The organism is Pseudomonas sp. CM27, assembly GCF_013179515.1.
In the GTDB taxonomy this organism is placed as follows: Bacteria; Pseudomonadota; Gammaproteobacteria; order Pseudomonadales; family Pseudomonadaceae; genus Aquipseudomonas.
In genome coordinates this window covers 1,868-13,084 of sequence record NZ_JABMCN010000170.1, presented here as the reverse complement: position 1 = coordinate 13,084, position 11,217 = coordinate 1,868, and the positions used below count along the sequence as shown (strand labels likewise).

Below are 11,217 nucleotides of genomic sequence, written 5' to 3'. Positions count from 1 at the left end.
GGCCCTGGTCAAACTCAGGGAACCAGGCATCTCCTGCCGGCGACAGTTCCACCCGCGTCAGGTACATGCGGCTGACCAGCCCCTTCTCCAGCGCCTGCCCATACAGCTGCGCCCCGCCAATCAGCATCAACTCATCGACTCCGTGCTCCCGCGCCCACTGCTCGGCCCGCACCAGCGCCTGCTCCAGCGAGCCAAACACTTCGGCCCCCGCCAGTTCCAGCCCCGGCTGGCGGCTGACGACGATATTCAACCGCCCGGGCAGCGGCCGGCCCAGCGAGTCCCAGGTCTTGCGACCCATGATGATCGGCTTGCCCAGGGTGGTGGCCTTGAAGTACTTGAAATCCCCTGGCAAGTGCCAGGGCATGGAGTTGTCGATGCCGATCACGCGGTTCTCGGCGTGAGCCGCGATCAGGCTGAGGGGGAGTGATGTATTCATGCGGGCGAGGATAGCACCGGGCGTGTGGGTTATGCTTCTGCCCTGACCTGTGCAATGGAAGACCTTGTGACTGCACCCACTCCACTGGACAAGCGCTGGCTCACCGAAGCGGTACGCCTGCGCGAGGAACATGCCGGCCCCCTGGAGGACCAGGAAGCCAACCGCCGCGCCCGCCAGGCAGGCGGCGACCTGGCGAGCCGCATCGAAACCCGGGCGCTGTTCCTGGCCGAACGCGACGGCATCACTACAGCCCTGCGTCACTGGAAACAGGGCGCGCGCCTGGCGCTACTGGCCTTGCTACTGATGGCGATACTCAGCGGCGCCGGGCTGGCGCTGGCTGCGTTGGGTGACGGGCAGCGCCCGGTAAATGTGTTCTGGGCGCTGGGCAGCCTGCTCGGGCTGAACCTGCTTATGCTGCTGGGCTGGGCAATCGGCTTTGCCCTCAGCGGCGAGCATGGCGCAGGGCTGGGGCGCCTGTGGCTGTGGCTGAGCGAACGCTTTGCCCGCGACGCCAAGGCCGCGCACCTGGCGCCGGCGCTGCTGGTGCTGCTGCAGCGCCAGCGGCTCACCCGCTGGCTGCTTGGCCTGCTGGTACATGGCCTGTGGCTGCTGGCGATGCTCACGGCACTCGGCATGCTGCTGGCCTTGCTGGCCACCCGCCGCTACGGTTTTGTCTGGGAAACCACCCTGCTCGCGGCCGACCCGTTTATCCACCTGACGCAGGCCTTGGGCGCCCTGCCCTCGTTGCTGGGTTTTGCCGTGCCCGACGAGGCCATGATCCGCGCCAGCGGCGACACCCTGCCAGCCCTGGACCTGGCCCGCCAAGCCTGGGCCAGCTGGCTGCTAGGTGTGGTACTGGTGTATGGCCTGCTGCCGCGCCTGCTGTTGGCCGGGCTGTGCCTGTGGCGCTGGCGCCAGGGCAGCGAGCGCCTGACGCTGGACCTGAGCCTGCCGGGCTATGCGCAACTGCGTGAAGCGCTGATGCCCCGCAGTGAACGCATCGGCGTGCAGGATGCCGCGCCCGAAGCATTGCCTGAATTCGCCGCCGGCCAGCTGGAAAGCGGCAGCAGCGGTGCCCTGCTGGTCGGGCTGGAACTGGACGACCAACGCCCCTGGCCGCCTGCTCTGCCAAAAAGCGTGATCAACGCCGGTGTGCTCGACAGCCGCGAGTCGCGCAATCGCCTGCTCGAGCAGTTGAGCCGTTTCCCCGCGGCACGCCTGGCCATCGCCTGCGACCCACAGCGCTCGCCCGACCGTGGCAGCCTGGCGCTGCTCGCCGAACTGGCGCGCAACGCCGGCGCCACCCGTGTCTGGCTACTCCAGGCCGCACCCGGCCAGCCACTCGATGCCCAGCGCCTGGGCGACTGGCACGCAGCCCTCGACCGGCTTGGCCTGCCGCATGCCGATACTTCACCGCTGACCTGGCTGGAGCATGGCCATGACTGAGCCGCTGAAACTGGCCGTGGTCGGCCACACCAATGTGGGCAAGACCTCGCTGCTGCGCACGCTGACCCGCGACGTCGGCTTTGGCGAGGTATCGCACCGCCCCAGCACCACCCGCCATGTGGAGGGTGCGCGCCTGTCGGTGGATGGCGAACCCTTGCTGGAGCTGTACGACACTCCGGGCCTGGAAGACGCCATCGCCCTGCTCGACTACCTTGAACGCCTGGAGCGCCCGGGCGAGCGCCTGGACGGCCCGGCGCGCCTGGAGCGTTTTCTGCAGGGCAGCGAAGCGCGCCAGCGTTTCGAGCAGGAGGCCAAGGTACTGCGCCAGCTGCTGGCCAGCGATGCCGGCCTGTATGTGATCGATGCCCGGGAGCCGGTGCTGGCCAAATACCGCGACGAACTGCAAGTGCTGGCCAGCTGCGGCAAGCCGTTGCTGCCGGTGCTCAATTTCGTCGCCAGCCACCAGCACCGCGAGCCGCAATGGCGTGAAGCCCTTGCCCGGCTTGGGCTTCACGCGTTGGTACGGTTTGACAGCGTGGCTCCGCAAGAGGATGGCGAGCGCCGTTTGTACGAGAGCCTGGCCCTGCTGCTGGAAGACGCCCGCCCGGCGCTGCAGCGGCTGATAGACGACCAGCAGGCGCAGCGCCTGGCGCGCCAGCACAGTGGCAAGCGCCTGATTGCCGAGCTGCTGCTGGACTGCGCAGCCTGCCGGCGTAGCGTTGACGCCGAGCCGGCAGCCGAGGCCAGGGCAATCGAGGCATTGCGCCAGGATGTGCGTCAGCGCGAACAGCGTTGCGTCGAGGCATTGCTCAAGCTGTATGCCTTCCGCCCCGAGGATGCCCATGCCAGCGATCTGCCTCTGCTGGATGGCCGCTGGGGCGATGACCTGTTCAATCCCGAAACCTTGAAGCTGCTGGGCGTACGCCTGGGTAGCGGTGTGGCGGCCGGTGCCGCTGCGGGGGCCGGGGTCGATCTGCTGGTCGGCGGGTTGACCCTGGGCGCCGCCGCGCTGGCCGGGGCGATAGCCGGGGGAGCACTGCAGACTGCGCGCAACTATGGGTCGCGGTTGATGGGCAAGCTCAAGGGCAAGCGCGAGCTGACCGTGGACGACACGGTATTGCGCCTGCTGGCCTTGCGTCAGCAACAGCTGATGGTGGCGCTGGATAACCGCGGGCATGCCGCGCAGAGCAGCATTCACCTGGGTGAGCTGGATGAAAAAGCCTGGCGCGAGGGCAAGTTGCCAGAGGCGCTGGTCAGGGCGCGGGCGCATCCGCAGTGGTCCACCCTCAATCCCGGGGCGAAGCTGAACCAGGCTGAGCGGCAGGAGCAGCTGGAGGCGTTGGTTTCACAATTTTGATCAACCAGTTCTGGCCCCTTCGCGGGTGAACCCGCTCCCGCAGCACTAATGCACATCCCTGTGGGAGCGGGTTCACCCGCGAACAGGCCAGACCTGCAAGGTGCAGGCTTACTGCTGGGCCACCTTCTCCGACTTGCCGTCATAGCGCTTGCGCCATTCGGCAAGGATCTGGTCACGGTTCTTCGAGGCCCAGGCGAAGTCGTTCTTGATCAGGCGCTGCTCATAGTCTGCCGGCAACTCGGTCTGCGGCTTGGCAATCCCCGGCGCGGCCAGCACGGCGAAGTTGTCCTTGTACAGCTCCATGGCTGCCGGGCTGGCCGAGAAGTCGGCCAGGCGCCTGGCCGCATCAGCCTTGGGCGAACCCTTGATCACGGCAGTCGCCTCGATCTCCCAGCCCAGGCCTTCCTTGGGCAGCACGATGTCCAGCGGTGCGCCCTGGCGTTTGAGCTGCACGGCCGGGTACTCGAACGAAATACCGATCGGGAACTCGCCCGCCGCTGCCAGCTTGCAAGGCTTGGAGCCGGAGTGGACGTACTGACCGATGTTCTGGTGCAGCGCATCCATGTAGGCCCAGCCCTGCGGCTCGCCGAAAGTCTGCAGCCAGGCGCTCACATCCAGAAAGCCGGTGCCGGACGAGGCCGGGTTCGGCATCACGATCTTGCCTTTGTACTCGGGCTTGGTCAGGTCCTGCCAGCTCACCGGTTTGCTCAGCCCCTGCTTCTCGGCCTCGATGGTATTGAAGCAGATTGTCGCGGCCCACACGTCCATGCCCACCCAGGCCGGCGGGTGGGCGGCGTCGCGGTAGTTGGGGGCAATCTTGCCCAGGTCCTTCGGCGCATAGGCTTCCAGCATGCCATTCTGGTCGAGGATGGCCAGGCTGGACGCCGCCAGGCCCCACACCGCATCGGCTTGCGGGCGGCCCTTCTCGGCCAGCAGCTTGGCGGTGATGATGCCGGTGGAATCGCGCACCCACTTGATCTCGATGTCGGGGTTGGCCTTCTCGAAGGCCTGCTTGTAGCTCTTCAGTTGTTCGGCTTCCAGCGCGGTGTAGACGGTCAACTGGGTGTCGGCGGCCGCTGCCTGCAGGCTGAACACGGCGGAAACGGCAGCGGCAAGTGCAAGGTGCTGGTACATGGGTAGGTTCCTTACAGGTCAGACGGTCGCGGCGCGTTGGCGCCAGGCTTGGGAGCGGCGCAGCAGGCCGCGCGAGGCTGCGGCCAGCAGCAGTGAAGCGCCGGCACTGGTCAGCAGGATCAGGGTGGACATGGCGGCAGCACCGCCGACGTTGCCCGCGTCGTCCATGTTCAGCACGGCGACGGCGGCCAGGATGGTGTCGGGGCTGTACAGGAAGATCGCTGCCGACACGGTGGTCATCGCCGAGACGAACAGGTAGCGGATGATGTCGAGCAACGCTGGCAGGCAGATCGGTACTGTTACCCGCAAAAAATGCTTGTACAGCGGCGCTTTCAGCGACAGCGCCGCAGCCTCGAACTCGCCGTCGAGCTGGCGCAGGGCAGTGGCAGCGGTCATCTGCGCGGTGGTCAGGTAATGGGCGATGGTGCACACCACCAACAGCCCCATGCCGCCATACAGCACATGCAGCGGGTTGCCGTTGAGGTTGAAGAAGAAAACATAACCCAGGCCAAGCACCAGGCCCGGCACAGCCATGGGGATAAAGCTGAGCAGGCGCAGCGCCAGGTTGAGCAGGCGTTGACCCTGGGTTTTCTCCATCAGGTAGGCACCGGTGAAGATCAGGATGCTGCCGATCAATGCAGTACCGATGGCCATGGTCACGCTGTTGCGGTAAGCCAGCCAGCCGCCCCCGGCGGTGTCTTCGAACATGTAATGACGCAGCGACAACGACAGGTTGTAAGGCCAGAAGGTGACCAGCGACGAGTACACCGCCATGCCGACCACCAACAGCAAGACCGCGCATACCAGCAGCACAATGGCCAGGAAGCAGGCATCACGGCCGGGCGACGGCTTGGGCTCGAACACTTGGGCGCGGCCGCTCATGGCCTCGCCCTGGCGCCGGCGCAGCCAGGCGTCAACGCTGAAGCTGAACAGGGCTGGCACCAGCAACACCATGCCGATCAGCGCGCCGCGGCCGAACTGTTGCTGGCCGACTACGGCTTTGTAGGCCTCCAGGGCAAGCACCTGATAGTCACCACCCACTACCACCGGGACACCGAAGTCGGTGATGGTCAGCGTGAACACCAGGCAGAACGCCGCAAACACTGCCTGGCGCGTGGCCGGCCAGGTGATGCTGCTGAACGCCCGCCATGAACCGGCGCCCATGCTGGAAGCCGCGTCGAACAAGCGAGCATCGGCCAGCGACAGCGCCGACAGCATGATCATCAGCGCATGCGGGAAGGTGTAGATAGCCTCGCCCAGCACGATGCCCCAGAAGCCGTAGATGTTGTCGCTGAGCAACCCGCGCAGCAGCCCCTGGTTGCCGAACAGGTAGACCAGGGCTATGGCCGGCAGCATCGATGGCGCCAGCAGCGGCAACAGCGAGATCCCACGCCACAGGCCCTTGGCCGGAATCAGCGTGCGTTGCAGGGCGTAGGCGAACAGGTAGGCCAGCGGCACCACGATGGCCGCAACGGTGACCGCCACCGACAGGCTGTTGCCCAGCAACCAGCGGAAGTTGTCACTGGCGAACAGCTCCCGCGCCGCCAGCAGGCCACCGCCCTGGCCAGCTTCACCACTGAAGCCTTTCCAGAAAATGGCCAGCAGCGGCATCACCACTGCCAGCAGCAGAAGAACCAGCAGAACGCTCTTGCCACCGACGACGAACAGCCGGTTACCCAGTGCGACGTCGCTGCGCTGCGCACGCCTGGCCTGGGTATGCGGCAGGGACATTGGCGCGGCCATCTCAGGCAAACACCTGCAGGCTCTGCGGTGGCAACGCCACCCAGATATCCTGCGAGCCCAGCCGCGGCATGGCCTCCGGGGCCAGCTCGGCCAGCAAGGCATGGCCTGGCAGGGCCTTGAGCTCGAAGCTCATGCGGCAGCGGTTACCGAGAAAGGTAATTTCGCGGACCATGGCCGGAAACAGGTTTTCTTCGTGCACTAACGGGTTCACCGTGATGGCCTCCGGGCGGCAGAACAACCGGCCACTGCTGGCCTGGGCCGAACCCGGCGCCAGGCGCATGTTCATGCCGCCCACCTGCGCATGGCTGTCGCCGCTACGCTGGAATGGCAGCCAGTTGCCCTGGCCGACGAACTCGGCAACGAACGGCGTGGCGGGCTGGTCGTAGATTGCCTGCGGGGTGGCGTACTGCTCGACCTGGCCGTTGTTCATCACCGCAATGCGGTCGGCCATCAGCATGGCCTCGTCCTGATTGTGGGTAACCATCAAGGTGGTGATGCCCAGCTGGCGTTGCAGTTGGCGCAGTTCGGTACACAGGTGCTCACGCACACGGGCGTCCAGCGCCGACATTGGCTCGTCGAGCAACAGCAGCGACGGCGACGGCGCCAGGGCACGGGCCAGGGCAACACGCTGTTGCTGGCCACCGGAGAGCTGGCCAGGGTACTTCTTCTCGCTGCCGGCCAGGCCAACCAGTGCGAGCATGTCGGCGACCCGCTGGCGAGCCTGTTCGCGGCTGCTGCCGGTCAGGCCGTAGGCGATGTTGGCTTCGACGGTGAGGTTGGGGAACAGCGCGTAGGACTGGAACAGAATGCCGTAGTCGCGGGCCTGGGGCGGCAGCTCGGAGATATCACGCTCGCCGATGTACAGGGTACCGCGGTCCTGGCGCTCCAGCCCGGCGATGCATCGCAGCAGTGTGGTCTTGCCGCAGCCGGACGGGCCAAGCAGGCACACCAGTTCGCCAGCGGCGATGTCCAGCGAGACATCGTTGAGCGCCGTGAAGGCACCGAAGCGCTTGTGGATATTGCGCACTTTCATCTGTGCGCCGGGGGTGGTGCGGTTCATGGCATGGCCTCATCGAAGAGATGGGGCCATGCTAGGAAGCCTGTGCGAAGGTTCTGTGGCGTTGGGGCAAAAGCGGGTGATAGTGCTATAGGCAGATTTTGTAGTGGCCCGATCGTCTGATGCAGTCTCTGTAGGAGCGGCCTTGTGTCGCGAAAGGGCTGCGGAGCGGCCCCAGGGTCTCAGCTTCGCTGCACAAATTGCAGGGGCTGCTGCGCAGCCCTTTCGCGACACAAGGCCGCTCCTACAGTGGCTGTGTGCTTCGAATCAGAATTGGGAACCGGCCACTTCCTGCGCAACGCCCAGGAACGCGGCCGGCAACCTGGCCTGGCGCCGTTCCTTCAGGCAGTACAGGTACTCATGCATCACCGGTGCGTTTTCCAGCGCCAGTACCCGCAGTTCGGGGTTGTGCGGCACCTCGTGCCGGGCAATCACGCTGATGCCGATATTGCGCAGCACCGCCTCACGGATCGACTCGCGGCTGCCGATCTCCAGCAAAGCCCCGGCCTTCACCCCAGCCTCCTGCATCATCTGCTCGGTCAGCTTGCGCGTGGTCGAACCCTTCTCGCGCATCAGCAGGCAATGCCCGGCCACCACCTCGATCGACACCGTCTGGCGATGGGCCAGCGGGTGGTTGCGGTGCACCGCCACCACCAACGGGTCAGTTCCCAGCACCCGCCGCACCAGCCGGGCGTCTTCCAGCAGTTGCGACGAAGCGGCGATGTCCACCCGGTAGTCCTCGAGCATTTCCAGCACCTGCTGCGAGTTGCCGATTTCCACTGCCACGTCCACCTGCGGCAGGCGCTCACGGTAGATCTTCACCAGGTCGAGGATGTAGTAAGGCGCGGTCGCGGCGATCCGCAAGCTGCCCTGGGCCTGGCCACTGTTGCGCAGCTCGAACTCGATGTCCGCCTCCTGCTGCAACAGCGCCTTCACCATCGGCAGCAGGCGCACGCCCTCCTCGCTCAGCACCAGGCGCCGACCGCCTCGATAGAAAAGCTCTACCGCGTACTGGCTTTCGAGGTTGCGAATCTGCGTGGTCACCGTGGGCTGGCTGAGCCCGAGCTTTTTCGCCGCCAGGGTGATACTGCCCAGGCGGGCCACCATGTAGAAGGCTTTCAGCTCGGAACTCAACATGCCCGTCCTCTATTTGCGCAACAGGCGCAAACCGTTGAACACCACCAGCAGGCTCACGCCCATGTCGGCAAACACCGCCATCCACATGGTGGCCATGCCGGCAAAGGTGATCGCCAGGAATACCGCCTTGATGCTCAACGCCAGAACGATGTTCTGCATGAGGATCGCCGCACTTTGGCGCGACAGCCTGACGAAGGCCGGGATTTTTCGCAAGTCGTCGTCCATCAGCGCCACATCGGCAGTTTCGATGGCGGTGTCGGTACCGGCAGCAGCCATGGCAAAGCCGATTTCGGCGCGGGCCAGGGCCGGGGCATCGTTGATGCCGTCCCCGACCATGCCCACCCGGTGGCCCTGGGCATAGAGGGCCTCGATGCTCTTGAGCTTGTCCGCCGGCAGCAGGTTGCCTTCGGCACGGTCGATCCCGACCACAGCGGCAATGGCCTGGGCGGTATGCGGATTGTCACCGGTCAGCATGACAGTCTTGATGCCCAATTCGTGCAGCTCGGCGATCGCCTGGCGGCTGCTGTCCTTGACCGTGTCGGCCACGGCAAACAGCGCCAGCGGGCCAGAACGGTCCAGCAGCAGGACCACGGTCTTGCCCTGACGCTCCAGCGCGTCCAGCTGCGCCTCCAGCTCGGGCGAGCACAGCCCCAGCTCCTCGACCAGGCGGTGGTTGCCCAGGTGGTAGACCTCACCCGCAATGCTGCCTCGCACGCCACGGCCGGCCAGGGCAGCGAAGTCATCGACTTCGCTCAAGGCAAGCCCTTGCGCCTTGCCGAACTGGGCGATGGCGCGGGAAACCGGGTGGTCCGAACGTTCTCCCAGGCTGGCGGCCAGGGCCTGCGCGCGGCCTTCGAACAACGGGTCGAGCACCCTGGCGTCGGTCTGCACCGGCTTGCCGTGCGTGATAGTGCCGGTCTTGTCCAGGGCCAGGAAGTCCAGGTGGCGGCCACCTTCCAGGTATACGCCGCCCTTGATCAGGATGCCCTTGCGCGCGGCAGCGGCCAGGCCGCTGACGATGGTCACCGGGGTCGAGATCACCAGGGCGCACGGGCAGGCGACCACCAGCAGCACCAGGGCGCGGTAGATCCAGTCGAACCAGGCAGCGGCCATGAACAGCGGCGGGATTACCGCAACGGCCAGGGCGATGGCGAACACCACGGGGGTGTAGATGCGCGAGAAACGGTCGACGAAGCGCTGGGTAGGCGCCCGCGCGCCCTGCGCTTGCTCGACGGCCTTGATGATCCGCGCCAGGGTCGATTGCCCGGCGCCGGCAGTAACGCGAAACTCGAGTGCCCCAGCCTGGTTGATAGTGCCGGCAAACAGTTTATCGCCCACAGCCTTCTCGACAGGCAGGCTTTCGCCGGTGATCGGCGCCTGATCGACGCTGGACTGCCCACCGGTGACTTCGCCGTCAAGGCCGATACGCTCCCCGGGGCGCACCCGCACCAAGGCGTCGATAGCGACCTCGCGCACATCCACTTCACGCCACTGGCCGTCGGCCTGGCGCACGGTGGCCATGTCCGGGGTAAGTTGCATCAGGCCGCCAATGGCATTGCGCGCACGGTCCAGCGAGCGGGCTTCGATCAGCTCGGCGACGGTGAACAGCACCATCACCATGGCCGCTTCCGGCCACTGCCCGATCAGCACCGCGCCGGTCACGGCAATGCTCATCAGCGCGTTGATGTTGAGGTTGCGGTTTTTCAGGGCGATCCAGCCCTTCTTGTAGGTGCCCAGGCCGCAGCCGAGGATGGCCGCCAGCGCCAGTGCAGCCACCAGCCACTGCGGAGCGAGCGCCCCAAAGTGCACGATTTCGGCGGCGATGGCGGCAATACCGGACAACGCCAGCGGCCACCAGCGGGTCTTGGCGGCCGGTGGGGCGCTGGAGATGTCACCGCCTTCAGCGCCCAGCGGCTCGGCTATCATGCCCAGGCTGTCGATGGCCCGTTCGATTTCCGCGGTGCCACCCAGGGTGTGGCGCACGCCAAGCACGCGGTTGATCAGGTTGAACTCCAGCTGTTCAATGCCCGCCAGCTTGCCCAGCTTGTCCTGGATCAGGGTCTGCTCGGTGGGGCAATCCATGGCCTCGATGCGGAAGCGGCTTAGCCGGGCATCGCTGCTGGGCATGTCGCTGAGTCGTACCTTGGCGGGTGCAGCAGCAGTGCCACAGCAACTGTGGGCGTGGTGGTCGTGCTTGTGTTCGTGGCTGACAGGCTGGTTCATGGGGTCATCCTTAAATTGAGCCTGTTGCCAAGTGAACACCCTGTAGCCACTATAGGGTCAAGCCACTTGTTGGAGATTTCGTGATGAAGATCGGGGAACTGTCCAAAGCCACCGACTGCGCAGTGGAAACCATCCGCTACTACGAGCGCGAACAGTTGCTACCGGAGCCGGCGCGTACGGATGGAAACTACCGGCTGTATACCCAGGCGCACGTGGAACGGCTGACGTTTATCCGCAACTGCCGCACCTTGGACATGACCTTGGACGAGATCCGCAGCCTGCTGCGGCTGCGCGATAGCCCGGATGATTCATGCGGCAGCGTCAATGCGCTGATCGATGAGCATATCGAGCATGTACAGGCGCGAATCGATGGGTTGGTGGCGCTGCAGGAACAGCTGGTGGAGCTGCGGCGGCGCTGCAATACGCAGGGGGCAGAGTGCGCCATCTTGCAGCAACTGGAGACGAACGGGGCGGTATCGGTGCCGGAAACCGAGCACTCACATGTGGGGAGAAGCCACGGCCATTGAAACCCGCTCCCACAGGCACCGCGCAGGATTGAGCCTTGTGCAGCACGCTGTGGGAGCTGGCTTGCCGGCGAATGGGCTGCAAAGCAGCCCCGGCACTCCAGAGGCTTACACGGCCATCGGCGCGGTCATCGGCGCATGGTGCTCATAACCTTGCCAG

At 65.7% G+C, this 11,217-nt stretch carries 9 protein-coding genes; 3 read left to right on the top strand and 6 right to left on the bottom strand.

Annotation, left to right across the window (positions count from 1 at the left end; genetic code table 11):
- Positions 1 to 436, bottom strand: a 436-nt coding sequence (locus tag HP547_RS19830) for a dihydrofolate reductase (RefSeq protein WP_172287176.1), incomplete at its 3' end; no start/stop codon positions are given.
- Between the two features lie 54 nt (positions 437 to 490).
- Between HP547_RS19830 and HP547_RS19825 the strand changes: the two genes are divergently transcribed.
- Together HP547_RS19825 and HP547_RS19820 are read left to right on the top strand one after the other, a co-directional pair.
- The gene (locus tag HP547_RS19825) at positions 491 to 1,882 is read left to right on the top strand and encodes a DUF2868 domain-containing protein (RefSeq protein ID WP_172287173.1); all 1,392 of its coding nucleotides are present in this window, start codon (positions 491 to 493) and stop codon (positions 1,880 to 1,882) included.
- Positions 1,875 to 3,239: a GTPase/DUF3482 domain-containing protein gene (locus tag HP547_RS19820; RefSeq protein ID WP_172287170.1), complete on the top strand. Its 1,365-nt coding sequence runs from the start codon at positions 1,875 to 1,877 to the stop codon at positions 3,237 to 3,239. Before HP547_RS19825 ends, HP547_RS19820 begins: the two co-directional genes overlap by 8 nt.
- A 108-nt stretch (positions 3,240 to 3,347) precedes the next feature.
- Here the strand turns inward: HP547_RS19820 and HP547_RS19815 are convergent, their stop codons facing one another.
- The 5 genes from HP547_RS19815 to HP547_RS19795 all read right to left on the bottom strand — a co-directional run bounded on the left by HP547_RS19815 (position 3,348) and on the right by HP547_RS19795 (position 10,533).
- A complete protein-coding gene (locus HP547_RS19815; protein ID WP_172287168.1) occupies positions 3,348 to 4,373 on the bottom strand; it encodes a putative 2-aminoethylphosphonate ABC transporter substrate-binding protein in 1,026 nt (341 codons plus the stop codon).
- Between the two features lie 18 nt (positions 4,374 to 4,391).
- Entirely contained in the window at positions 4,392 to 6,116 is a 1,725-nt protein-coding gene (locus HP547_RS19810) for a putative 2-aminoethylphosphonate ABC transporter permease subunit (protein ID WP_172287165.1), read from the bottom strand.
- Between the two features lies 1 nt (position 6,117).
- The gene (locus HP547_RS19805) at positions 6,118 to 7,176 is read right to left on the bottom strand and encodes a putative 2-aminoethylphosphonate ABC transporter ATP-binding protein (protein WP_172287164.1); all 1,059 of its coding nucleotides are present in this window, start codon (positions 7,174 to 7,176) and stop codon (positions 6,118 to 6,120) included.
- A 264-nt stretch (positions 7,177 to 7,440) separates the two neighbouring features.
- Positions 7,441 to 8,310 (bottom strand): LysR family transcriptional regulator, encoded by an 870-nt coding sequence (locus HP547_RS19800; protein ID WP_172287162.1) that lies wholly within the window; start codon positions 8,308 to 8,310, stop codon positions 7,441 to 7,443.
- A gap of 9 nt (positions 8,311 to 8,319) precedes the next feature.
- Positions 8,320 to 10,533 carry a heavy metal translocating P-type ATPase gene (locus tag HP547_RS19795; RefSeq protein ID WP_172287151.1) on the bottom strand — a complete coding sequence of 738 codons (2,214 nt, stop codon included), beginning with the start codon at positions 10,531 to 10,533 and terminating at the stop codon, positions 8,320 to 8,322.
- Positions 10,534 to 10,616: 83 nt separating this feature from the next.
- Here HP547_RS19795 and cadR point away from each other — a divergent pair, with 83 nt between their 5' ends.
- Entirely contained in the window at positions 10,617 to 11,060 is a 444-nt protein-coding gene (cadR, locus tag HP547_RS19790; protein WP_172287150.1) for a cadmium resistance transcriptional regulator CadR, read from the top strand.
- Positions 11,061 to 11,217 lie beyond the last annotated feature (157 nt).

What these genes read in the sequence shown, in the direction of transcription:
- HP547_RS19825 (WP_172287173.1), top strand. Translation starts at nt 491, where the DNA reads ATGGAAGACCTTGTGACTGCACCCACTCCACTGGACAAGCGCTGGCTC.
- HP547_RS19820 (WP_172287170.1), top strand. Translation starts at nt 1,875, where the DNA reads ATGACTGAGCCGCTGAAACTGGCCGTGGTCGGCCACACCAATGTGGGC.
- HP547_RS19815 (WP_172287168.1), bottom strand. Translation starts at nt 4,373, where the DNA reads ATGTACCAGCACCTTGCACTTGCCGCTGCCGTTTCCGCCGTGTTCAGC.
- HP547_RS19810 (WP_172287165.1), bottom strand. Translation starts at nt 6,116, where the DNA reads ATGGCCGCGCCAATGTCCCTGCCGCATACCCAGGCCAGGCGTGCGCAG.
- HP547_RS19805 (WP_172287164.1), bottom strand. Translation starts at nt 7,176, where the DNA reads ATGAACCGCACCACCCCCGGCGCACAGATGAAAGTGCGCAATATCCAC.
- HP547_RS19800 (WP_172287162.1), bottom strand. Translation starts at nt 8,310, where the DNA reads ATGTTGAGTTCCGAGCTGAAAGCCTTCTACATGGTGGCCCGCCTGGGC.
- HP547_RS19795 (WP_172287151.1), bottom strand. Translation starts at nt 10,533, where the DNA reads ATGAACCAGCCTGTCAGCCACGAACACAAGCACGACCACCACGCCCAC.
- cadR (WP_172287150.1), top strand. Translation starts at nt 10,617, where the DNA reads ATGAAGATCGGGGAACTGTCCAAAGCCACCGACTGCGCAGTGGAAACC.